This is a genomic window from Oecophyllibacter saccharovorans, from assembly GCF_006542375.1.
GTDB classification, from domain to species: domain Bacteria; phylum Pseudomonadota; class Alphaproteobacteria; order Acetobacterales; family Acetobacteraceae; genus Oecophyllibacter; species Oecophyllibacter saccharovorans.
This window is the reverse complement of sequence record NZ_CP038143.1, coordinates 1,718,691-1,742,403: the sequence shown is the minus strand read 5'-3', so window position 1 is coordinate 1,742,403 and position 23,713 is coordinate 1,718,691. Positions and strand designations below refer to the sequence as shown.

17 protein-coding genes are annotated in these 23,713 nt (G+C 64.0%); 8 read left to right on the top strand and 9 right to left on the bottom strand.

Features of this window, described 5'->3' with window-relative positions; all coding sequences use genetic code 11:
- The first annotated feature begins 52 nt into the window (after window positions 1–52).
- Window positions 53–1,975: an ABC-F family ATP-binding cassette domain-containing protein gene (locus tag E3E11_RS07535; protein ID WP_141451847.1), complete on the top strand. Its 1,923-nt coding sequence runs from the start codon at window positions 53–55 to the stop codon at window positions 1,973–1,975.
- Between the two features lie 49 nt (window positions 1,976–2,024).
- Window positions 2,025–3,266: an AI-2E family transporter gene (locus E3E11_RS07530; RefSeq protein WP_141451846.1), complete on the top strand. Its 1,242-nt coding sequence runs from the start codon at window positions 2,025–2,027 to the stop codon at window positions 3,264–3,266.
- 37 nt (window positions 3,267–3,303) lie between these two features.
- On the opposite strand, the gene E3E11_RS07525 is transcribed toward E3E11_RS07530, so the two are convergent.
- From E3E11_RS07525 to E3E11_RS07515, 3 genes are all read right to left on the bottom strand, one after another.
- A complete protein-coding gene (locus E3E11_RS07525; protein ID WP_141451845.1) occupies window positions 3,304–4,461 on the bottom strand; it encodes a DegT/DnrJ/EryC1/StrS family aminotransferase in 1,158 nt (385 codons plus the stop codon).
- Between the two features lie 16 nt (window positions 4,462–4,477).
- Window positions 4,478–4,873, bottom strand: coding sequence for a MarR family transcriptional regulator (locus E3E11_RS07520; protein WP_141451844.1), 396 nt, complete (start codon window positions 4,871–4,873; stop codon window positions 4,478–4,480).
- A gap of 321 nt (window positions 4,874–5,194) precedes the next feature.
- The gene (locus E3E11_RS07515) at window positions 5,195–6,685 is read right to left on the bottom strand and encodes a leucyl aminopeptidase family protein (protein ID WP_141451843.1); all 1,491 of its coding nucleotides are present in this window, start codon (window positions 6,683–6,685) and stop codon (window positions 5,195–5,197) included.
- A 231-nt stretch (window positions 6,686–6,916) separates the two neighbouring features.
- On the opposite strand from E3E11_RS07515, the gene E3E11_RS07510 reads away from it, so the two are divergent.
- The 3 genes from E3E11_RS07510 (at window position 6,917) to fdxA (ending at window position 10,375) form a co-directional block, all read left to right on the top strand.
- Window positions 6,917–9,550, top strand: a complete 2,634-nt coding sequence (locus tag E3E11_RS07510) for a helicase-related protein (RefSeq protein ID WP_231118893.1) — start codon at window positions 6,917–6,919, stop codon at window positions 9,548–9,550.
- Window positions 9,551–9,590: 40 nt separating this feature from the next.
- Window positions 9,591–9,926 (top strand): RNA-binding S4 domain-containing protein, encoded by a 336-nt coding sequence (locus tag E3E11_RS07505; protein ID WP_141451842.1) that lies wholly within the window; start codon window positions 9,591–9,593, stop codon window positions 9,924–9,926.
- Between the two features lie 116 nt (window positions 9,927–10,042).
- Window positions 10,043–10,375: a ferredoxin FdxA gene (gene fdxA / locus E3E11_RS07500; RefSeq protein ID WP_141451841.1), complete on the top strand. Its 333-nt coding sequence runs from the start codon at window positions 10,043–10,045 to the stop codon at window positions 10,373–10,375.
- 132 nt (window positions 10,376–10,507) lie between these two features.
- Here fdxA and E3E11_RS07495 read toward each other — a convergent pair whose 3' ends face one another.
- Complete coding sequence (locus E3E11_RS07495) at window positions 10,508–11,272, bottom strand: Bax inhibitor-1/YccA family protein (RefSeq protein ID WP_141451840.1); 765 nt, start codon at window positions 11,270–11,272, stop codon at window positions 10,508–10,510.
- 230 nt (window positions 11,273–11,502) lie between these two features.
- Here E3E11_RS07495 and E3E11_RS07490 point away from each other — a divergent pair, with 230 nt between their 5' ends.
- A complete protein-coding gene (locus tag E3E11_RS07490; RefSeq protein WP_141451839.1) occupies window positions 11,503–12,123 on the top strand; it encodes a 2'-5' RNA ligase family protein in 621 nt (206 codons plus the stop codon).
- 46 nt (window positions 12,124–12,169) lie between these two features.
- Here the strand turns inward: E3E11_RS07490 and E3E11_RS07485 are convergent, their stop codons facing one another.
- A complete protein-coding gene (locus E3E11_RS07485; protein ID WP_141451838.1) occupies window positions 12,170–14,191 on the bottom strand; it encodes a lysylphosphatidylglycerol synthase domain-containing protein in 2,022 nt (673 codons plus the stop codon).
- Window positions 14,192–14,213: 22 nt separating this feature from the next.
- The gene (locus E3E11_RS07480; protein WP_141451837.1) at window positions 14,214–15,836 is read right to left on the bottom strand and encodes a lysine--tRNA ligase; all 1,623 of its coding nucleotides are present in this window, start codon (window positions 15,834–15,836) and stop codon (window positions 14,214–14,216) included.
- A 210-nt stretch (window positions 15,837–16,046) separates the two neighbouring features.
- Between E3E11_RS07480 and E3E11_RS07475 the strand changes: the two genes are divergently transcribed.
- A complete protein-coding gene (locus E3E11_RS07475; RefSeq protein WP_141451836.1) occupies window positions 16,047–19,316 on the top strand; it encodes an ATP-dependent DNA helicase in 3,270 nt (1,089 codons plus the stop codon).
- Between the two features lie 164 nt (window positions 19,317–19,480).
- Here E3E11_RS07475 and groL read toward each other — a convergent pair whose 3' ends face one another.
- Both groL and E3E11_RS07465 read right to left on the bottom strand, forming a co-directional pair.
- Complete coding sequence (groL, locus tag E3E11_RS07470; RefSeq protein WP_141451835.1) at window positions 19,481–21,139, bottom strand: chaperonin GroEL; 1,659 nt, start codon at window positions 21,137–21,139, stop codon at window positions 19,481–19,483.
- Between the two features lie 102 nt (window positions 21,140–21,241).
- Complete coding sequence (locus E3E11_RS07465; protein ID WP_141451834.1) at window positions 21,242–21,532, bottom strand: co-chaperone GroES; 291 nt, start codon at window positions 21,530–21,532, stop codon at window positions 21,242–21,244.
- Between the two features lie 283 nt (window positions 21,533–21,815).
- Here E3E11_RS07465 and E3E11_RS07460 point away from each other — a divergent pair, with 283 nt between their 5' ends.
- Window positions 21,816–22,583 carry a dienelactone hydrolase family protein gene (locus tag E3E11_RS07460; protein WP_141451833.1) on the top strand — a complete coding sequence of 256 codons (768 nt, stop codon included), beginning with the start codon at window positions 21,816–21,818 and terminating at the stop codon, window positions 22,581–22,583.
- A 116-nt stretch (window positions 22,584–22,699) separates the two neighbouring features.
- Here the strand turns inward: E3E11_RS07460 and mtnP are convergent, their stop codons facing one another.
- Window positions 22,700–23,614, bottom strand: a complete 915-nt coding sequence (gene mtnP / locus E3E11_RS07455) for an S-methyl-5'-thioadenosine phosphorylase (RefSeq protein ID WP_141451832.1) — start codon at window positions 23,612–23,614, stop codon at window positions 22,700–22,702.
- Between the last annotated feature and the right edge of the window lie 99 nt (window positions 23,615–23,713).

Here is a 23,713-nt window from a genome sequence, read left to right as displayed (position 1 = left end):
CACGCCCTGCAGCGCGTCCGGCTTTCAGGGGCCAGTCACTCCCGAGGCCTGCTTGAGTCTTCTCACCCTCACCGATCTTACGCTCCGTATCGCCGGGCGCACATTGCTGGACCACGCTTCCCTGACAATCGAGCCAGGCCGCAAGATCGGTCTCATCGGGCGCAACGGAGCTGGAAAATCCACCCTTCTGGCAGCCATTGCCGGTGATATCGCTCCTGACGGCGGCAGCATCACCCTCTCAGCCCGTGCCACCATGGGCCGTGTCCGCCAGGAAGCGCCGTCCGGCTCCGCCTCCCTGCTTGACACCGTGCTGGCCAGCCATGAGGAGCGGGCGCGCCTGCTGCGCACTGTGGAGGAGGAAACGGCGCCTGAGCGCCTGGCTGATGCCCATGAACGGCTCCTGGCGATCGATGCCTACAGTGCACCGGCGCGGGCCAGCACCATTCTGGCAGGCCTGGGCTTCAGCCAGGAAGATCAGCAGAAGCCCGTTTCCGACTTCTCGGGCGGCTGGCGCATGCGCGTCGCGCTGGCGAGCGCGCTTTTTCTGGCGCCAGACCTGCTCATTCTGGACGAACCCACCAACCATCTCGACCTGGAGGCTGCCCTCTGGCTTGAAGACTGGCTGGCGCGCTTTTCAGGCGCCGTGCTGATCGTCAGCCACGACCGGGCCCTGCTCGACAAGGCTGTCGACGCTATCGCCCATCTGGACCACAGGAAGCTTTCCCTGACGCCGGGCGGGTTCGAGCGCTTTGTGCAGATCAGGACGGAACAGGCGCTGCAGCAGAACCGCGCTGCCCAGAAGGTCTCTGAGCAGCGCGAAAAGATGGAAGCCTTCGTGGCGCGTTTCCGGGCCCAGGCCACCAAGGCGCGCCAGGCGCAGGCCCGCCTCAAGGCCTTGGCACGCCTGCCGCAGATCGAAAGCGTGGTTGAAGCGGCCCCGACTGTTTTCTCCTTCCCTGACCCCGGCCAGCTGCCGCCGCCCATGCTGCGGCTCAACAAGGTCGATCTCGGCTACGGCAAGGGGGATGGGCAGAAGACCGTGCTCGGAAATCTCAATCTGCGCTTTGACATGGAAGACCGGGTGGCCCTGCTGGGACGCAACGGGCAGGGCAAATCCACCTTTGCCAAACTCCTGGCCGGTCAGCTGACACCTCTGCGCGGGGAAATGGCTGCCAATCCGAAGCTGCGCGTCGGCTATTTCGCCCAGCATCAGAATGAAGCGCTGGTGCTGGAGGAAACCCCGATCGACCATATGAGCCGCGCCCTGCCCAAAGCCACGCCGCCTGAAGTCCGGGCCCAGCTTGCCCGTTTCGGGCTGGATGCGGAACGGGCGGACACCAGCGTCGGCAGCCTCTCGGGCGGCGAAAAAGCACGCCTGCTTCTGGCTCTGGCCACGCGCGAGGCCCCGCACCTGCTCATTTTGGACGAACCGACCAATCACCTTGACCTTGATGCCCGTGATGCGCTCATCCGCGCCCTGAGTGATTTTGAAGGGGCCATTCTGCTTATCAGCCATGACAGCCACCTGGTCGAAGCGGTTGCCGACCGGCTCTGGATCGCCGACCGGGGCAGTGTGACGCCCTTTGACGGCGATATGCAGGACTACCGCCGCTGGCTCGATGAGCGCGCCCGCCAGGCCCAGGCAGAGGCTGGAAAGGCCAGCCCCTCCCCGGGTGGCACGCCAGCTCCGTCAAACGCTGCGGCGCGTGAAAACCGCAAGGAGCTGACGCGCCGCCTGGCCCCGCTGCGGCGTGAAATCAGGGATTATGAAGCCCGGTTGGAAAAACTCGGCAAAAAGTGTCAACTGATTGAAGAGAAGCTGGCCGATCCGGCTCTGTACCAGCCCTCTTCGGGCACAGGCGCTGAAGAGATCGCAGCCCTCAATTCAGCTCTCAGCGGGCTGAGGAACGAACAGGAAGAGGTGGAGCTCCAGTGGCTGGAAGCGCAGACCCAACTTGAAACCGAACTGGGATAACGTCCCTGCTTTTTCTGGCGCCGGCTTTCCCGGCTGAAAGTATTGCTGAATGGCTCTTTTCTTCAACCGCACGCCCAGTTCGACCTCTGCCAATCCTGACCAGGAAGCGGGCGTGGCCATCGTCAAGCTGGCCAAAATGGCCCGTTTCACCATTTTCACCGCCCTGACCCTTCTGGCGATCTGGCTGATCGGCGATGTGCTGATGGTGCTGTTCGCCTCAGCCCTGGTCGCGGTCGTGCTGAACGGGCTGGCGCGGATGCTGCGCAGGCACCTGCCCTTCATTCCCTACCAGCTTGCCGTGGGCCTGGTCGCGCTGGCCATCCTTCTCATCCTGACGGCCCTTTTCTGGCCCAGCGGTCCGGGCATCTGGGAACAGTTCCTGACCCTCAAAGCCGCGCTGATCTCGCAGCTTACCGATCTCAGGCTTCACCTGTCACAGTCTTCGGTGGGCAAGACCATCCTCGATCACGTGCCGACCGCCCTTGGCGGCAATGACCGCATCGGGCTTGGCAGCAATATCGGCTTCGGGGGCCTGGCAGGCTCGCTGACCGGCCTTCTCAGCAGCGCTTTCGGCCTGATCGCCACCCTGCTGGTCATCCTTATCGCCGCCTTCTATTTCGCCCTTTCCCCATCCCTTTACATCAACGGCTTCCTGCGCCTCGTCCCGCCTGCCTACCGCAAGAACGCACGCATGCTGCTCTGCACCGCAGGGTCCACCCTGTGGGCGTGGACGGCAGGCCAGGCGCTGGACATGCTGGTGGTGGGACTGCTGTCGGGGATCGGGCTGGGTCTGCTGGGGGTGCCGCTTGCCTTCGCTCTGGGCGCGGTGGCCGGGCTCTGCAACTTCATTCCCTATATCGGCGCTTTTCTCGGCGCAGTACCCGCCCTGATCATCGCGCTGTCGGTCAGCACGCAGGAAGTGCTGTTCGTTGCCATTCTCTATTGCGTGATCCAGTTCTGCGAAGGAAACATCTTCGGCCCCCTCATTCAGCGGCGTGCCGTGCACATGCCTCCGGCTTTGGCCATCCTGTCGCAGACCGTCTGCAGTTCCATCCTCGGCGTGCCGGGGCTGGTGCTGGCCTCCCCGCTGACCGCAGCCCTGCTGGCCGTGTTCGGCAAGGCGCTCCCGCCCCTGGCCGACCCGCAGACCACATTGGTGGAAACAGCTGAAATGCGCCCCGAAGAGCTCGCAGCTGCCACAGCGAAAAAGGGGGCTGCAAAGCCTGCTTCCAAATCCGCTGTCCGTGCGGCCTCTGAAAGCGACGGCGCTGACAGCGGAAAACCGGTCTGAAGCTCAAAAGCCGGGCCAGGTTCAGGCAGACCAGCCCTCAGGCGCTGGCCTGCCGGTCCCATTGCCCGATAGCCTCAAGCACACGGGCCTGATCTTCAGCTGTGAGGTCAGGGTGCATGGGCAGCGCCAGCACCCGATCCCCAAGCCCTTCTGAAACCGGCAGCAACGTGCCGTCATGGCATTTTTCATAAGCCGGCTGGTGGTGCAGGGGGCGCGGATAATAGATGGCACTCGGCACGCCTGCCTCCCGCAGGAAATGCTGCAGGGAATCCCGCTCCGCGCGGCATGGCAGGGTCACGCAGTAAACCGCCCAGGCACTCTCGCTGTGAGGAACGTGCGGCGGCGGGCGGACGCGAGCGGGCAGCCCCGCATCGTAAAGCCGCGCCACTTCGCGGCGGCGCGCCAGATCCTCTTCAAAAAGTTCCATTTTCGCCAGCAGAACAGCGGCCTGCAGCGTATCAAGCCGCGCATTGAGCCCAATGCGCTGCACGTCATAACGCTGCTGCCCTTCCCCGTGACTGCGCAGGGAGCGGTAGAGAGCCGCCCGTTCGTCATCGTCAGTGAGGATGGCACCTCCGTCCCCGTAAGCGCCCAGGGGCTTGGCGGGAAAGAAGGAGAGTGTCGTGGCCAGCCCCTGGGTGCCCAGCCTGCGGCCATTCAGAGAAGCGCCGAAAGCCTGCGCACAGTCTGCGATGAGGACCAGATTGTGAGAGGCGGCAAAAGCCTGAAGGCGTACCCAGGGCGCGGGTTGACCGAAGAGATCAACCCCGATCACGGCCTTCGGCGTGAGTTCCCCATTCGTGCGCACGTCCTGCAGGCGACGCGCAAGCGAGTGAGGATCGATCTGGAAGGTGTCAGGGTCCACATCCACAAAGACCGGCGTGGCCCCCAGCAGCAGCACGACTTCAGCAGTGGCGGTATAGGTGAAGGCTGGCAGGAAAACCGCGTCGCCGGGGCCGATGCCCTCTCCCATCATGACCGCCAGCAGGGCATCGGTACCTGAAGAGACCCCGATAGCATGGCGCGCCCCGCTGAAGCGGGCCAGTTCCCGCTCCAGCTCCTCCACCTCCGGTCCCATCACGAAGCGGCAATGGGAAAGAACTTTCTCCAGCCGCTGCCGCAGGACCGGTTCCAGCCTTTTCTGCTGGGCCGCAAGGTCAAGGAAGGGGACAGGCGGTCGGGAAGAGGCTGGGATGGTCTCTCTCCCGCCCTCAGCGCGCGCCGCCGAAGCTCACCATGCGCACGGAAGGCGTCTCGGCCATCGGCGCGCTGCGGCCGGCAAGCTCGGCACCGTTCATGACAGTACGCAGCTCGCGCAGATAGGCCGCCCCACGCAGCGTGCGCTGCACGAGCACCGAGCGCCGGTCCAGCGGATCCACCTTGCGGCGTGCCAGGTCCAGCTCACCCAGCCGGTCGAGCGCGCGGGTGATGGCAGGCTTGGAGACATTCAGCGCCTGGGCCAGCCCGCGGACGGTATGGGCGCCATCCTGAAGGTAGCAGGTCAGGAACACGCCCAGCTGACGGGCCGAGAGATCAGCCCCGTCGCCACGGACAATGGCCGTGATGGTGTCGCGCAGCAGACAAAGCAGACGATCATTGGAGGACATCGGAAAACTCCTTTGCGGTCCCCTGGCACAGACGCTTCATGCGCTTGTCGCCCCACTCCCTCCCCAACGGAGAGAAGAAAGCCAGGCAGCCCCGGCCTTGGGGGTGCCGCATGACGGGCTTGGAGGAAGCGGCTGGAAACAGGCCCACGTCCTGCCCCGACAAGCTGCCTCTGCAAGAGAACCTTTCTCATTGATTAAGGGCACAATGGGTGCCGTAGTGCTTCATCAGGTGGGACATTTGGAACGGAAGCGCAAGTATTTATCGAAGGGTGCTGCGGCCTTCTGGAAGAATGAACATATTACCTATGCACAATATGCATATCACCTGTCTTGATATCTTGAAAAAGCCTTAAACAGCGCGCGCAACGCCAGGATTTCTGCCCCTTTCGGGCGCCCGGGGCGCGCAGTGTCACTCCAGGAATAAGTATCGATATGCACCCATTTCTGACCGGGAGGGACGAATTTCTGCAGGAAAAGCGCCGCCGTAATGGCCCCGGCCATCGGCTGGGAGGAGAGATTGCAGCAATCAGCGATATCGCTATCCAGCCATGACTCATACTCATCCCAGAGAGGCAGGCGCCACATGGGATCATGCACTTCCCGCCCGGCCTGGATAAGCCGGTCCGCAGTGGTGTCATCATTGGCAAACAGGGCAGGCAGGTCAGGGCCGAGGGCCACGCGCGCAGCGCCGGTCAGGGTCGAAGCGTCAAGCAGAATGTCAGGCTCGCTCTCCGCCGCTTCGGTCAGCAGGTCACACAGCACCAACCGCCCCTCGGCATCCGTATTGCCGATTTCCACCGTCAGGCCCTTGCGGGTCTGCACCACATCGCTCGGGCGCATGGCATGGCCTGAAACGCTGTTCTCTATGCAGCCGAGACGGATCTCGAGCACCAGCTCGGCCCCGGCTTCGATCAAGGCGCAGGCCAGGGCCAGCACGAGGGCTGCACCACCCATGTCCTTTTTCATCCGCAGCATGGCCGAGGCAGGCTTGAGATCGTACCCGCCCGTATCGAAGCACACCCCCTTGCCCACCAGCGACAGCTTGGGCCGCCTGCCGTCATCCACCCCCCATTTCCCCACGATCACCACGGGCGCACGGTCCGAGCCTGCACCTGCCGCCGCCAGGCAGGGATAGGCAACCGCAAGCGCGTCACCAGTCACCCATTCCACTTCGGCGCCCCGCGCTTTCAGCGCCAGGGCTGCTGCTTCAGCCAGTTCTGCCGGGCCGAGAAGATTGGCGGGCATGTTGACCAGGTCACGGCCGAACCAGATGGCGCGCGCCAGGATTTCGGTCTCGGCCGGCAGGTTCTGCGGCCTGACCAGGCGCGGCCCTGGCGCAGGCGAAGAGCCCTCCCCTTCCAGCCGGTAGCGGTAACGGCCCAGGCAGAAACCCAGCACCGCGTCAGCCTGCAGGACCGCCTGCTCAGGGCCCGCTGCGCCCGGCCCTTCCAGACGCCACAGACCGGACGGGAGCAACTGCGCCAGGCTGCCGAAAGGATAAGGGCCGCCTTTTGCAGGCAGACAGAAAAGCGCGCCGCGCAAGCCCTCTTCTTTGCAGTCCTGCGCCTGCGCGGATTTCTGGCCCGCAAGACTGGAAAGTTCCGGCAGCAGGGTGAAATCGCCCGCTTTGCCTTCAAACCCCTGGGCCTTAAGGAAAGGCAATGCCGCCCCGCACAGGCGCTCAACCGCCGCCTTGTCCCCAGGTGCGACGAGATAGAGCGGCAGAACGCTGTCAGCGGCCTGGCCGGACGCTGGAGGGGCCACAAGCGGCAGGACGGCCCCAGGGGCAGGATCGGAAACAGGGTTGGACATTGCCGGATGGCTCCAGAAAATCACGGCGCCCTCACCGTGGCGTGCGTGCAAGGAGGCAAGACGACTGCACAGTAAGTCCAGGACGCGCCGTGCAAGGAAAGCGGGATACAGAAACCTACGTATGAAACAGCGGGGGCGAAACCCCGGGCCTGAGCTTTCGGTGCCAACTTCCGGGGTATTTTCTGACCTGCATGCCTTGCTTTTGCGCTGCGGGCCGCCGACCTTTCCCTCATGACGACCCCCTCTCTGCCTTCAATGTCTTCATTAGCGCCTTCATTTGCAACCAGGCCTGGGGAAGTGCACGCCCTGCTGGGGCCGACCAATACAGGCAAGACCCACTATGCCCTGACCCGCATGATGGCCCATGGCAGCGGCATGATGGGCTTTCCCCTGCGACTGCTGGCGCGTGAGAACTATGAGCGCCTGGTCAGGGCCAAGGGACGGCACAATGTGGCGTTGCTCACGGGCGAAGAGAAGATCGTTCCCCCCAATGCGCGCTGGTTTTCCTGCACGGTCGAAGCCATGCCGCTGGACCGGAGAATGGACTTTGTCGGGATCGACGAGATCCAGCTCGCAGCCGACCCGGAGCGGGGCCATGTGTTCACCGAACGCCTGCTCCATGCACGCGGCCGCAGCGAAACGCTGTTTCTGGGTGCTGAGACCATGCGTGGCCTGCTGAGCCGTCTCGTGCCCGGCATCACCATCGACACGCGGCCCCGCCTCTCCCAGCTGAGCGATGCAGGCCCGCTCAGCCTCAACCGCCTCCCGCCCCGCTCGGCCATCGTCGCCTTCTCGGCAACCGAGGTCTACGCCCTGGCCGAAGCCATCCGCCAGCGGCGCGGCGGCTGCGCCATCATCATGGGCCGTCTCAGCCCGCGCACGCGCAACGCCCAGATCGCGCTCTACCAGAACCGGGAAGTCGATTACCTGGTTGCCACTGACGCGATCGGCATGGGGCTGAACATGGATGTCGACCACGTGGCCCTGGCGGGGCTGCACAAGTTCGACGGGCGCATGACGCGGCCTCTGCAGGTGCAGGAGATCGCGCAGATCACCGGTCGTGCGGGCCGGGGCATGCGCGACGGAACCTTCGGCACCACCGGCAGCTGCCCACCCATGAGCACGGCCATGGTGGAAGCCATTGAAGGCCACCATTTCGAGCCTGTCAGGCAGATCTGCTGGCGCCAGAGCCAGCTTGACTACAGCGGGCCTGAAGCCCTGCTCCACAGCCTCCAGCGCAGCCCTCCGCGCCCCGAGCTCATCGCAGGGCGTATCTCTTCAGACGTCGAAGTGCTCAACGCCCTGATCCGTGACGATAAAATCCGCCCCCTGGCGCAGGGGCGCAAAGCCACCTCGCTGCTGTGGGATGTGTGTCAGATCCCCGATTTCCGCAAGATAGGCGACGGCAGCCATGCCCGGCTCTGCGGCCGGCTTTTCCAGGAACTGCTCCGCAATGGCCAGGTTCCGGCCCAGTGGCTGGACGGTCAGTTGCGCGGCCTTGACCGCACGGAAGGCGATATCGACACGCTCATGCACCGCCTGTCAGGCGTGCGGATCTGTGCCTATGTGGCCGCACGCCAGGGGTGGATGCGCAACGGGCGGCACTGGCAGCAGCGCAGCCGCGAAGTTGAGGAACGGCTCTCTGACGCGCTGCACGAACGCCTGACAGCCCGCTTCGTCAACAAGCGCGCCACCGCCCTTCTGCGCCGCGCCCCGACGGGCGAAGAACCTGAGCTCCTCCATGCGGTCAGACGCGACGGGCGGATTCTCGTGGAAGGCCATGAAGTCGGGCAGATCAGAGGCTTCAGCCTCGAAGCCGACATGCCGGCTGACGGGGCTGAGGCCGCCCTGCTCATGCGCACGGCCCGCAAAGCGCTGCGCCAGGAATTCCCCCAGCGCGTCAGGCGCTTCCTGCAGAGCTCTGCTGAAGCCCTTGAATGGGCGGGAAACGGTGTCCTGTCCTGGCAAGGCGCACCGATCGCCCGGCTTGAAAAGGGGGAGAGTTTCTTCCAGCCCGCCCTGCGACTTCTGCCAGGCGAGTTCCAGGACGCAGCCCAGCAGCAAAGCGTGGAGGCCCATGCGACCCGTCTGGTCACGCAGCATCTGCAAGTCCGGCTGCAGCCCTTCCTGAGCCTGGGTCAGAAAGTCGCTGGCCAGCCTGGCCTGCGCGGCCTCATACACCGCCTGACTGAAGACGGCGGCACCACCCCAACCCTCGCCGCTGACCGGCAGCTGCCCCGCTCTGACAGAGAGAGCCTGCGCCGCCTCGGCGTGGTGATCGGGCCGCGCCACATCTATCACCGCCCCCTGCTCAAAGCCCCCCTTATGGAAACCATGGTGCTTCTGGCAGGGCTCTGGCAGGGGGCCACGCTCACCGCGCCGCAGGGCGGTCGCGTTTCCCTGCCTGCCAGTGAAGGGGCCGGGCTGCCAGGATGGATTGAGGCCGGGCCTGTTTGGGTGAGAATCGACATTGCCGAAACCGTTCTCGGCCAGCTCCTACCCAGGCGGGGCGCCAGTCAGCGCCAGGCCCCGCCTGACCTGGCCAGCCGGCTGAACGTGACCCCGGCCCAGCTGCCCGCTCTGCTGAAAGGCCTGCTGCTGCGCCCTGTGCCCCCTACCTCCCTGCCTGCAGACCAGTTCGGGCCGCCCGCGCCGCTCATGGTGCAGGCAGGCCGTGGGAGCACCAGAAAAACTGCTGGCAGACGGGAAGCTGTGCCAGATAGGGGTGCACCAAAAGGACAACCCAAGGGAAGAAAGCCGCTTGCTGATTCGCCCTTTGCAGGGCTCGCCGCGTGGTCGGAGGCACAGTCTGGAAAGCTGCCCACTCCTTCAGGCACGCGCAGAACGCGGAACAAAAAGAAATGAGCCCAAACCAGGCCACGCGTCGTCCACAAGGCCTCTCACGATGAATGGGTCTCCCGAAGCAGAGCCGGACTCAGCGCAGCGACTCGACCTCTGGCTTTATTATGCGCGCCTGGCCAAAACACGGGCCCTGTGTGCGCGTTTCATAGAAAGCGGCAAGGTGCGGCTCAACGGCCAGCGGCTCCGCAAAGCCCATACCCGGGTCCGGCCGGGAGATGTCCTGGTCTTTCCCGCCCCCCACGGCCGGCCGGGTGAGCGGGCCGTTCATGTCTGGCGGGTCTGCGCGCTGACCACGCGCCGTGGCCCGGCTGCTGAAGCGCGGCTGACTTATGAAGTTGTGGAGGAGAATGAAGGAGAAAGCCTCGAAAAAAGGGCGTAAATATGTCTGAAACGTCGCTGGCCTCTTGCCAGTCGCCACATATTTTCGGCATATCTTTCCCCTGAACCCATGCCCTGGGCGCGACAGGCTGCCCTGAATGACACCCGGAGAGTGCAATGACCTATGTGGTCACGGAAAACTGCATCAACTGCAAGTTCATGGATTGTGTGGAAGTCTGCCCCGTCGATTGCTTTTACGCAGGGGAGAATTTCCTCGTCATCAATCCGGAGGAATGCATTGACTGCGGCGTGTGTGAGCCGGAATGCCCGGCTGAAGCGATCCTGCCCGACAGCGATGAACGCGCAACGCCCTGGCTGGAGATCAACGCCAAGTTTGCAGCCACCTGGCCCAATATCAGCGTGAAGGGCACCCCGCCTGCCGATGCGAAGGAATGGGACGGACGGCCCGACAAGCTGCCCCTGCTTTCTCCCGAGCCCCAAAAGGACTGAAACTTTCTCCCCGCCGGTCAGGCGGGGTTTTTCATGGTTGGCAGCTGCCGGACCTGAAGCAGATATAAAAAAGGCCCCTCAATCAAGAGGGGCCCTTTTGCCGTTCAGTTCCCCGGTTCTGTCACCGGAAGGTCAGTTGCTGTTGGAACGGTTGCCGGTGAACTGCAGCAGGTACTGGAACAGGTTGATGAAATCCAGATACAGGTCCAGCGCATCATAGACGCTGTTCTTGTTGATCTCTTCAGGCGGCATGTAGGCCAGGGCCTGCTGGTAGGAAAGCTTGATGCGCTGGGTGTCATGGGCCGTGAACGCGGTGAACAGGAGCACGCCGATGATCGAGATCACCGTTGCCATGGCCGAGCTGTGCAGGAAGATGTTGACCAGGGAGGCGATCAGCAGGCCCAGCAAGCCCATCATGAGGAAGGAGCCCCAGCTGACCAGCGAGCGCTTCGTCACGTATCCCCACAGCGCCATGGCGGCAAACACGCTGGCCGTGATGAAGAAAGTCTGCATTACCGAAGTGCCGGTATAGAACAGCAGCAGCGTGGAAAGGCTGACGCCCGTCACGATGCTGAAGAGCAGAAACAGCCCCTGCGCCATCTGGCGCGACAGCCGGTTGACCCCGAAAGACAGCACCAGCACGAAAGCTAACGGAGACAGGGCTGCGATCCAGCCCAGCGCGGTCATGCCCGTAACGGCAGTGCCGGTCGGCGTGGCAACGATATGATAGAACACGCCCAGCAGGGAGCTGTGAGCCACGACGTAGGCGGTGAGGCCACTCAGGACCAGACCCAGCGTCATCCAGCCGAAAACACGGATCATGTAAGCGCGCAGTCCGGCATCCATGACGCCGAAAGCCTGCTGATCCGCTGACTGATAATTATAAGGATTAGACATGTTATTTCCCGAGAAATGCGAGGAAGTTCCTAAGAACGAAGGGACCACCGGGCACGCCGGCATGTCCGTCAGGACAACGGCGCTTGCGCGCCTTTAAGTTTGCTTAAATGTGGGGCTTGTTTGCTGAGAGTCAAGTCACCCCCCTATACGCCCATATCAGAACCCATGCCTTTGCCGAAGCCGCCTGCCCGCTGGCCCTGCAGGGCTGGAAGCTGTAAATCTGGCAGGTGATGAAACTCTCCCTTTCCCTGCCCCTCCCGCCAGCACTGGCCGCTGACCTGAGCCTGTTGCGCGGCACGCTGCCCGGCGTTGACTGGACCCCCCAGCAGCAGCTCTTTCTCTGCCTGCGCCCGCTGGGCCAGATAACGGATGGCCGCCTTCTTGAAGAGCTGGATTTCGGACTGAGCCGCCTGCGCTGGAGCCCTTTTTCTCTCAGCCTGAAGGAGCTCCTGCTGCTGGAAGCGCCAGCGCGGGAAAACAGGAATGACCGGCTGGCCTGCGCCGTGGTCCCTCAGGAGCCGCTGCTGCAGTTAAGGCAGCGCATCGACCGCCAGTTCCGCCAGAGCATCCTGCCGCAGTCCCGCCACCGCTTCCGCCCCCATGTCACCATCGGGCAGCTGGAACCCGGACGGCGCGCTGAAGCGGCAGGCTGGATCCAGAAGAACAACCTGTTTCGCAGCCGGGAGTTTGTCGTGGACCGGCTGCATCTGCTGGAGCATTTCCAGAGCGGGGGCGAGCCGGGCTTCACCTCTCTTGCCGCTTACGGGCATGACGGCAGTTTCCACGACACGCTCAAAGAAAGCCGGGACAGCTTCTTCAGTGAGCCTCACTCAGGCCTGGACCCGGACTGAACTCAAGCTGTCTGAACCTCAACTGAGCCCAGCCTGTTGCGGCGCCTCAGTCGTCCTGGCGGGGCACGACGGAGAACTGGGCCAGAATCTGCATCAGCCTTTCATAGCCATCAACGCTGCAGAAAACCCAACCGCCTTCGATCGGCCGACCGACATTCAGCCCCAGATCGGCATAGACCTCACGGTAGCTCTCATCGGCCTGGAGAATGGCCAGCTTACGGCCCAGCTGCTCGGCATAGTCACGCAGCTGCCAGATGGCAGCGACCCGGTAACGCTCACTGCCCACCGGCGTGCCGAGGCCGAGCACGAAGATATCGGTCGGGACAAAGGCAATCGCGGCCTGATGGGTTTCATCCTGAATAATCCCTGACGGGGCCAGAGCCGTGCGTGCAGGAAAGTGCTGAGAAGCCAGGTCATCAGAGAGACAGGCATAGGAAGCTGCGTTGCTCATCAGCCAGGGCAGTGGCTGCACCCGCGAGCGCCGCAGCGCACACCAGAGAGCCAGCAGGCAGAACAGCCCGGAAATCGCCAAAAACCAGCGTCCGTTGACCGCTGGGGCATCATGCAGCAGCCCCTGCCACCACAGCAGGCCGACGTGATGCTGGTGGGCAATCCACCCCATGGCCGCCAGAGCCATCAGCCAGAGAGACAGCGGGGCCAGGATGGAAGGCGATAGCGGTGCGACGCGCCACTGGGCCTCGCGGTAATAGCAGCCCCTGAAGGGCGCCAGCACCAGCAGCAGTACCAGGAGGGGCACATAGGTCCACCAAGCAGCGCCCCCCAGCAGGAGGAGCAGCGTGGTGGTCAGCAGCACGGCCATCGAAAGCCGCCACGCCAGGGACACACGCTGCAGCAGCCCGGGCGCCAGACCGATCATCACCACCCCGTTGACCGCCAGCAGGAAGGCATCCACCTGGATCAGCGCCTCATGCCACCAGGAGGGATAACGCGGCAGGCGGACCAGGAGCGCGTAAAGCAGCAGCCCGACGCCGAACAGCGCTTCCAGCCCCGCGGCCACGCCCACGGAGAAATCCGCTTCCGAATCCCGCTGGGCGACATCAGGGCGGAAGATATAGCCCCGCCGTGCCAGAAGCGGCGCAACCCGGATGGAGATTTCATGGCCTGCAAACATCAGTCCCGCCAGCACCAGGGGAATGATGTAATAAAACAGGCGGAATACCAGCACCGCGCCCATGATGTGCGAGGCCCCGAACCAGGGAGACAGCGCCAGCAGCATGGAGCTATCAAAGACGCCCAGCCCGCCCGGCACGCTGGCGACCAGCCCAGCCGTGTAGGACATGAGGTAGATTGCCAGGAACCCGCCGAAGGTCAGCGTGCAATGCGGGGGGAAAGGGGCCAGGACGCACCAGGCGATCAGAGCGGTGGCTGAAACATCCGCCATGCTGACCAGGATCTGCAGCAGACCGATCTTCCAGTCAGGCAGCTCGATGCTGAAACGGCCCCAGCGGATCTCGCGCCGCCGGGTGGCCAGGACCAGATACGCGCCCAGAGCGGCAAAACAGGCCCCTCCTGCCAGGCGCGGCACCCAGGGCGGCAGATGATTGACCAATGGGATGGTCTGGGGCTGCCACAGCAGGATCAGCCCGACCAGTCCCAGCGTTCCCAGCAGGTAGGTCAGCGAGCAGAAGGCGATGATGGAGGCGATCTTCGGCCCCGGCACGCCCCAGCTCTTGTAGAGCCTGTAGCGCACCGCAGCGCCGGAAATGGCCGAGCAGCCCAGGTTGTGCGACAGAACGTAGGAGCAGAAGGCGGCAAATGCCGTGCGCCGCCACGGCACGTGCACCCCGACACAGCGGCAGGCCAGGGTGTCGTAGAAGGAGAGGATGAAATAGGAAAGGAACGTTGCTGCCGCCCCCTCCCAGAGAGCGCTGGCCGGAATGGCCCGCAGGCTGGCAAGAATGTCATGCACCGAAAGGTGCTTGAGCTCGCGCCAGATCACGAAACTGGCCGCACACAGCAGCAGCAGCCCGAACAGTGCGGGCAGCCGGTGCGCCAGTCGCTTCCACCCTGCAAGCGGCGGCGGTTCCTCCCTTAAGACGGTCTGCACGCGCCCCTGCCCTGCCAGGCCCTTAAGCCGCCGGACTTTCGGCAGGGCGCGCCAGGCCCTCCTCGATCAGGGCGATGGTTTCAGGCAGACCGAAAAGGGCTGCGAAAATGCCGAAACGCGGGCCTTCCTTCTGGCCGAGCAGGACCTCGTAAAGGCAGCCGAACCACGAACGCAGCTCCGCTTTGGGGAAGTAACGCTTGCCGACCTCAAACACCACGTTCTGCACCTCGTCAGGTGTCACGCCCTCAGGCAGCTGCCCGAGCTCGGCGGCCAGATCCCCCAGGGCCTTGCGCTCCCGCTCGCTTGGCGCACGGTAGACCTTGCCGGGGCGGACGCGCTCATTGAAATACACGATCGCATGCTCGACCAGGCGCGCCAGATAAGGGTGCGTCTCGGGATCGAGCGACGCGTCATAGCGCTTGAGGAATTTCCAGAGCGTTTCAGGTGCCTGGGCATTGGCCACCCCGGCCAGGTTCAAAAGGGCCGTGAATGAAACCGGACTGGTGGCTTCAGGCCGCAGAGTGCCTTCATGCACGAACCACGCCGGATTGGCCCGCAGCTCTTCAGGCGTCTGCGTCGCCCCTTTCTGCACCTGGCTCAGGTAATCGTCTGTCGCACGCGGGATGACATCGAAATACAGCCTCTTGGCCCGGCTGGGCTGCTGGAACATGTACTGCGCCAGGCTTTCGGTGGGGCCGTAGCGGAGCCATTCCTCCACGGACAGGCCGTTGCCCTTGGACTTGCTGATTTTCTGCCCCTGCGCATCCAGGAAAAGCTCATAGGTCAGCGTGGCCGGCGGTTCCTTGCCCAGCAGGCGGCAGATGCGCGATGAAAGCTTGACGCTGTCGATCAGGTCCTTGCCCGACATCTCATAATCGACCCCCAGCGCATACCACCGCATCGCCCAGTCGGCCTTCCACTGCATCTTGGCCTGCCCGCCGTAAACCGAGGTCTCGAAACGCTTTCCGCTCTCATCTTCCCACGTAACCGTGCCGGCCTCTGCATCGACTGCGAGAATGGGCACCTGCATCACGCGGCCCGTTTCAGGGTGCAGGGGCAGGACGGGCGAATAGGTGGCACGCCGTTCAGCGCCCAGAGTGGGGGCGATGATCGCGATGATTTCGTCATGGACTTCCAGCACCCGTTTGAGGGCGGCATCAAAGCGGCCACTGGTGTAATAGCGGGTGGCAGAGGCGAATTCATAATCGAAGCCGAAATCGTCCAGGAACTGCTGCAGCAGGGCATTGTTGTGGGCGGCAAAGCTTTCATGCGTGCCGAACGGATCCGGCACGCGCGACAGGGGCAGGCCCAGATGCGCCTGCAGCATTTCCTGCTGGGGCACGTTCGTCGGCACTTTGCGCAGGGCGTCCATGTCATCGGAGAAAGCCAGCAGGCGGGTCGGGCGGCCGGTCATAGCCGTGAAGGCCTGGCGCACCCAGCTTGTGCGTGCCACTTCCCCGAAAGTGCCGATATGCGGCAGGCCGGAGGGGCCGTAGCCCGTCTCCAGCAGGACCGGCTGGCTCGGATCGCGGTCCGCCACCCGCTCGGCCAGTTTTCGCGCCTCTTCAAAGGGCCAGAGTCTGGGAAAGCTGCCGTCCGAAACATCAGGCGTGCCCGGGGCTGCAGGGGAGCGGACAGGAGACATGGGCTGGGTTTTCTGCATAAGGAGGATAAATCTAGTGAAGGGGCTGCACTCTGGTCAAGCTGCCGTGACCCTCAGCGTGCCGAGCAGACTGTGCCTCCTGCGCGCGTGCCCACCCGTTCGTCAATCCTTTTTTCAAGCCCTTTTTCCGCTTCTCTCCTGAGCGGAGAGGCAGGCCTTTCGCCCGCTTGCCCACAGAAGCTATGCTGGGCCATGGTCTTTTCAGCACCACGCCTGCCGCCCCTGCCCGCGCTCATCGCCCGGCACGGCCTTTCCTCCCTCCTCACCGAGGACGGGGAACTGCTTGAGCTCGACGGGGCTGCCACCCGCACGCAGCTGCGCACGCTCCCGCCGCCCCTGCTGGTGCACAGCCCTGCAACCCTGCGCCTGCTGGACCTCCCGCCCGAGCCGCAGCCCGTCCCCTGCCTGGACCTACTGGAGCTGTTCCTGTTCGTCCACCCCGCCCGCCCGGTCACCCCCACCCCACGCGGCCTGGCCCGCGCCCTGACTGAAAAACCGGAAGTTCTGCCCCCGGACCTCCTGCCAGACGACCAGGCGCATGAAGAAGAACCCGGCGACGCGTGGGAAGCGCTGAATGCGCCGCTGCGCCAGGCAGTCGAGGCGGAAGGAATCCAGGCAGACCTGCTGCCGCAGCTGGCTGAACGCCTCCTGGCAGACCTGCAGCTCCAGGCGCGTGCAGGCCAGGGAGAGAGTCTCAGGGGCCTGCTCCGGCCCATGGCACGCGCTGGCTGGGCCTGGGCGCCCATCGTCAGCAGCGTGCTTGAGGAAGCCCTGGATTCTCCGAGCGCTTCCCAGGAGCCCGTGCAGGAAACAGAGCCCGACGCCGCGCCAGGGCACGAAGCCCTGCAGGTCTGGAAGCGCCTGCCCCAATGGGAGGACGCGCCTCCCCGCCCCCTGCCCGGCAGCCAGCCCGTCAGTGCGCGCGCCGCCCGCGAAAGGTTGGCGCGCATGCTGGGCGCGCAGGCCGAGGCCAGGCCGGGCCAGGCTGACTTCGCTTCTGCGGCTACGGAAGCGTTTGCACCGCGGGAGATGCCCGGCATGCCGAATGTGGTCCTGGCTGAAGCGGGTACGGGCACCGGCAAGACGCTCGGCTATATCGCCCCGGCCAGTCTCTGGGCTGAAAACAATGATGGCGCGGTATGGATCAGCACCTATACCCGCCACCTCCAGCGCCAGATCGATCAGGAGCTGACCCGGCTTTATCCGGATCCGCAGACACGCCATCTCAAGGCGGTTGTGCGCAAGGGGCGGGAGAACTATCTCTGCCTGCTCAATTTCGAGGAAGTGACCCAGGCGGCCCTCAACCGCCCCCCGCATCTGGCCCAGGCGCTCATTCCCCTGGCTCTGCTGGCCCGCTGGGCGGAAGCCACGCAGGATGGCGATATTCCGGGCGGCGACCTGCCGGGCTGGTTCGGCGAACTGTTCCCGCCCGGCCTGCTCGCCAGCATTGCCGACCGGCGCGGTGAATGCATTCACGGCGCCTGCCCCCATTACCAGAGCTGCTTTGTCGAGCACAGCATCCGCCGCGCCCGCCAGGCGGACCTGGTCATTGCCAACCATGCCCTCACCCTCTCCCACGCTGCCTGGAACGCCCTGGTGCCCCAGAGCGAGACAGGCGCGAAGATCGGCGATGAAAACGGCATGCCGACGCGCTACGTGTTCGATGAAGGGCACCACATCGCCCAGGCCGCTGACAGCGCCTTCTCCCTCACCTTTTCCGGGCTGGAAGCGGCTGAGCTGCGGCGTTGGATTCTGGGCGCGGAAGGCCGTCGCTCCCGTGCCCGCGGCCTGCGCCGCCGTATGGAGGACGTTCTGGCGCTTGTCCCTACAGCAGCTCCGTTCCTCCAGAACCTGCTGGATGCAACCAGCCAGGCCCTGCCGGCCCCTGGCTGGAGCCTGCGCCTGGAAGAAGCCACACAGGCCGGGGGGCCGACCCACGCGCCCCCGCCTGAGGAAACCGGCACTGACACCGGTTTGGAGACTGAAAGCCTCACGCTGCCTGTGCAGGACACAGAGCTTGTCAATCCGGCTGAAAACATGCTGCGCGCCATGGAACTGCACCTTCAGACACGCATGGAAGACGGGAAAAACCGTCTGGCCACCGGCCGGTTTTCACCCCGCCCGCCTGAACCGCTGGATTCAGAAGAGCTGTCGCCTTCCCGGCCCGCTGCACGTTCAGGCACGCATGAGCAGCAGGAATGCGATCTCTATCCTCTCACCCCCTCTCTGCTTGAAGCGGCCCAGGAACTGACAGGCAGCCTGCAGCGCATGGAAACCGCCCTGCGGCGTCTCATCCAGGCCCTTGGCGAAGCGCTCAAAAACGATCCCGATCTTGAACCTGCCCAGATCGAGCGCGTGGAAGCGGCTATCCGCAGCCTTTACAGGCGCGCGCTGGCTCCCGTTCAGGGCTGGAACGCCATGCTGCGGACCATGATCGCTACCGCAGGCGCTTCTGAAGAACCTGAGGATGCAACGCTCAGCGAAAGCTCAGCCGCTGTTGCAGGCGAGGAGCGAAAGGCGTTTGTCGATTTCATCCGGCAGGTGCCCCTGCCTTTCGCCCGCAACAGCGCAGGCCAGCGCGAAGGCCGCGACATCGCCCTGCACCGGCACTGGATCGACCCGACCATTCCCTTTGCCCGCATCTTCCAGACGACCTCGCACGGTCTTCTGGTGACTTCCGCCACCCTGCGCGACCGCCTGCCCCAGGGCGATGAGAACCTGGAATGGCAGAAGGCCGAACAGCGGGTGGGCGCTGCGCATTTTCTCAAGCCTCCCTACCGCGCCGCCCTGATGAGCCCGTTTGATTACGGGCGGCAGACACGGGCCTATATCATCACGGATGTTTCAGGAGAGATCGCCCCTCTGGCGCGCGCCTTCCAGCAGCTGTTCGAATGCGCGGGCGGCGGGGCACTGGGACTTTTCACGGCCATCCGCCGCCTGCGTGAAGTGTACCGGCGCATTCATGAACCGCTCGGACTCCGTGGGCTGCCGCTCTACGCCCAGCATGTCGACGTCATGAACAACGCAACGCTCGTCGATATCTTCCGCACGGAAGTGCACAGCTGCCTGCTGGGCACCGATGCCATGCGTGACGGGGTGGACGTGCCCGGCGAAGCCCTGCGCATGGTGGTGTTCGAGCGCACGCCGTGGCCGCGGCCTGATATCCTGCACCGTGAAAGGCGCCGCCACCTCCTTAAGGACAGCGGCGAAGCGCCGGGCAGCTATGACGACCAGCTGACGCGCCTGCGCCTGCGCCAGGCCTTCGGGCGGCTCATCCGGCGCGCAGATGATTACGGCGTCTTCGTCATGCTGGACCGGCGCCTGCCTACCCGGCTGCTTTCAGCCTTCCCTGAAGGCGTGCCCGTCCAGCACCTGCCGCTGGCACAGGCGATGGAGGACATCAGCGCTTTTTTGGCCCGGAAAGGCCAGGGTCCGGAGCTTACAGAAGCCAATCTCTCCTGAAGGCCAGGCGGGACTTCCGATAAAAAGACATAAAAAAATCCCGCCCCTGAAAAAGGGAGCAGGATTTTTCTTGTCTCGGCCGCAAGGGAAAGCTGCGGGCAGGCAGGATGGCCGGGAAAACAACGAAGCTTCCCGGCCGGGTCGTCCGGAGGAAGGGGATGGGCTTAGAAGCCCATGCCGCCCATACCTCCCATTCCGCCCATGCCACCCATACCTTCATCAGCACCGGCAGCCGCCTTCTTTTCGGGGCGTTCGGCCACCATGGCTTCGGTGGTGATGAGCAGGCCACCCACGGAAGCCGCATCCTGCAGGGCCGTGCGCACGACCTTGGTCGGATCGATGATGCCTGCTTTCACGAGATCCTTGTACTCATCGGTCTGGGCGTCAAAGCCATAAGGATAGCTTTTGTTCTCCAGCACCTTGGACGCCACAACCGCACCGTCCTGACCCGCATTGTGCGCGATCTGGCGCAGGGGGGACTGCAGGGCCTTGCGCACGATCTCAACACCGACGCGCTGGTCCTCATTGGCAACCGGCACATTGGCCAGGTTCTGGCTGGCACGCGCCAGGGCGGTTCCGCCACCAGGCACGATGCCTTCCTCGACCGCTGCGCGGGTGGCGTGCAGGGCGTCGTCAACGCGGTCCTTGCGCTCCTTCACCTCCACCTCGGTGCTGCCACCGATGCGGATCACCGCCACGCCACCGGCCAGTTTCGCCAGGCGTTCCTGCAGCTTCTCACGATCGTAATCGGAGGTGGTGTCCTTGATCTGCTCACGGATCTGGCCACAACGCGCCTTGATGGCGTCGGAGTTGCCCGAGCCTTCAACGATGGTGGTGGTTTCCTTGGTGACATGCGCTTTCTTGGCGCTGCCCAGCATGTCGAGAGAGACGTTCTCGAGCTTGATGCCGATATCTTCGGAAATCACCTGGCCGCCGGTCAGCACGGCAATGTCTTCCAGCATGGCCTTGCGGCGGTCGCCGAAGCCAGGGGCCTTCACGGCACAGACGCGCAGGCCGCCGCGCAGCTTGTTCACCACCAGGGTGGCCAGGGCTTCGCCGTCAACGTCTTCAGCGATGATCAGCAGCGGGCGGCCGGACTGAACGACGCTTTCAAGCAGCGGCAGGATGGGCTGCAGCGTGGAGAGCTTCTTGTCGTAGATCAGAATATAGGGGTTATCCAGATCAGCGACCATCTTCTCGGTGTTGGTCACGAAGTAAGGGGAGATGTAGCCACGGTCGAACTGCATGCCCTCGACGACGTCGAGCTCGGTGTGCAGGCCTTTGGCCTCTTCCACGGTGATCACGCCTTCAGCGCCGACCTTCTCCATGGCTTCGGCGATCATCTTGCCGACCTCTTCCTCGCCATTGGCGGAAATCGTGCCGACCTGGGCGATCTCTTCAGGGGTGTTGATCTTGCTGGTGTGGGACTTCAGCTCATCAACCACCTGCGCGACGGCCTTGTCGATGCCGCGCTTGAGATCCATCGGATTCATGCCCGCGGCCACGGCCTTGGCACCTTCGCGGATGATGGCCTGCGCCAGAACGGTGGAGGTGGTGGTGCCGTCACCGGCCAGGTCATTGGTCTTGGAAGCGACCTCGCGCACCATCTGTGCGCCCATGTTCTCGAACTTGTCAGCCAGTTCGATTTCCTTGGCGACGGAAACGCCGTCCTTGGTGATGCGCGGAGCGCCGTAGCTCTTCTCAAGCACCACATTGCGGCCTTTGGGGCCCAGGGTCACTTTCACGGCGTTGGCCAGAACGTCCACGCCACGCAGCATCTTTTCGCGCGCATCGGCGCCGAATCTTACGTCTTTAGCAGCCATTACGACTTGAACTCCTTCAGAATTTCAGACGGTTGCCTGTGAGACCGCAGAATTGCCGGCCTCCCTGCCCCCCAGGGAGGGCAGAGAAACCTGCTGCGGAAATCAGCCCAGGATACCCAGAATGTCGTTTTCCTTCATGATCACCAGGTCATCCCCATTGATCTTCACTTCAGAGCCGGACCATTTGCCGAACAGCACGCGGTCGCCGACCTTGACTTCCAGCGGGATCAGCTTGCCCTGCTCGTCACGGCTGCCCGGTCCGACCGCCACGACCTCGCCTTCCATCGGCTTTTCCTTGGCGGTATCCGGAATGATGATGCCGCCGGCAGTCTTCTGCTCGCCTTCCAGGCGGCGGACCGCCACACGGTCGTGAAGGGGACGGAACTTCGTCATGGCGCACTCCAGTTTGGGCAAGCTCCAGGCCCATTGCGTGCCCGGAGCTGCCGGATTATTGCGTTTTCAGCTTTCCGGGCTTCGGAACAGCCACCTGCCAGACATACAGGCAACGGGGCTGACAGACCTTCCGGAAAGCAACACATCAGATATCTTGGCCCTGTAGGCAGGGTCTGTCAGAAAGATGGGGAGAAATTCTGACAGCGCCAAGGGGGCGGTAAAAAAAAATTCAGCCTGCCCCCGCTTTTCCCCAGACCCCCGTTCACCCGGAGATTTCCGCCCCATGCCAGCCGCCTCCACCCCCTCTTCCGCTCCTCCTGAAAGGCCCTCCGCACCCGGGAGCGTCCGGGCCCACCTACGCGACCTGACAGGTGCTGACGGTCAGGCGTTCCAGGCCTGGGAAGCCTTGCCTCCTGAAGGCGTGACCCCCCGTGCGGGCTTGATTGTCCTGCAGGAAATTTTCGGCCTGACCGATTATATCCGCGAGGTCTGCAACAGCCTGGCAGAGCAGGACTACCACGTTCTGGCCCCTGCCCTGTTCGACCCAGTCCGTCCCGGCACCGTGCTGGCCTATGACCAAGCCGGACTGACGGAAGGGCTGGCATTGCGCGACCGGCTGTCACCCGGAGTGCCCCAACAACTCATCGCTGCCTGTCTGGACACATTGCGCAAGGAACATGCAGGCCACGCAAAAGGGGGCGAAAAGGCTTTTCCGGTCGGCGTTCTGGGCTTCTGCTGGGGTGGACTTCTGGCCTGGGAAGCGGCCCAGAGTCTGCCCGTCAATGCGGCCAACTGCTGGTATGGCGGCGGCATCGCCCAGCACTGCAGCCCCCCGCCTGCCTGCCCGACGGAACTGCAGTTCGGCGCCGAGGATTCCTATATTCCCCCGGCCGACTGGGAGACAATCCACAAGGCCTGTCCGGAAGTGAAGATCTTCATCTATCCGGGTGCCGGCCACGGCTTCGGCTGCACGACGCGCGCCAGCTATGACCCCGAAGCAGCCAGCCTGGCCTGGAAGCGCACTCTGGAATTTTTCAAAACGTATCTCTGATTTTTCCGATCTCTGACTTCCCGGCTCAATGAAAAAGCGCCGTTTCTCCAGCCAGGAGAGCGGCGCTTTTTACTGGTTTCTGGAAGGGTCTCAGCTCTGAGACCGGCTCGGGGAGATCAGAACTCGCCGTCCCAATCGTCATTCTGGAAAAGCACGCGGCCCGCCACGGCGTCCAGGCGCGCCAGCAGGGCGGGGTGGCGCATATCGGCAGGCGTGATGATGGCATGATCCAGCGCCCGTTCCGCTCCGGTCGGGCAGATGGGGCGCGGCTGTCCCAGGATGGGAATGGCCTTGCGCAGCAGTTCACAGGCGCGGTGGCTGTTCTCCTGGCGGATGCGCAGGAGGTTTTCCACGCCGCTGGTGTTGTGGCTGGCATGCCAGGAATCATAATCGCCCACCATGGCCAGCACGGCGTAATTGATTTCCGCCTCCCGCGCCAGCACCGCCTCGGGCATCGCCGTCATCCCCACGACTGAGGCGCCCCAGGAGCGATAGAGCTCGCTTTCGGCCCGCGTGTCGAATTGCGGGCCTTCGATGGTCACATAGGTGCCTCCCACCGTAAGCGGCATGTCGAGCTTGTGGCCCTCCTCTCCCAGCACTTTCAGCAGCCGGCTCGAAAACGGGTTGGCCATGCTGATCTGGGCGACGCACCCTTCCTCGAAGAAAGTGCGGGGGCGGTCGCGCGTCTGGTCGATCAGCTGGTCGGGCAACACGAAATGCCCAGGTGCCAGCTCTTCCTTGAGCGACCCCACTGAGGAGAGGGAAATGATGTCTGTGACGCCGGCGCGCTTGAGAACGTCGATGTTGGCGCGGTAGTTCAGCCGCGAGGGCGGCAGGGGATGGCCGCGCCCGTGGCGGGGAAGAAAGACGCAGCGCACACCGTCGAAAGTGCCGAAAAGCAGATCATCTGAGGGACGGCCCCAGGGCGTTTCACAAGTGCGCCATTCCCTGTTCTCCAGCCCTTCGATTTCATACAGGCCGGAACCGCCGATCACCCCGATGACGGGTTCGATGAGATCATCCTGGGCCATGCGTTTTCCCTTTCCATCTGTCACTGCGCTCACTGCCACGCGCCGCAGTTCACGCCCTGGGCATTTGAGGCGTCTTATAGAGGTTTTGCCAGAAAAAAA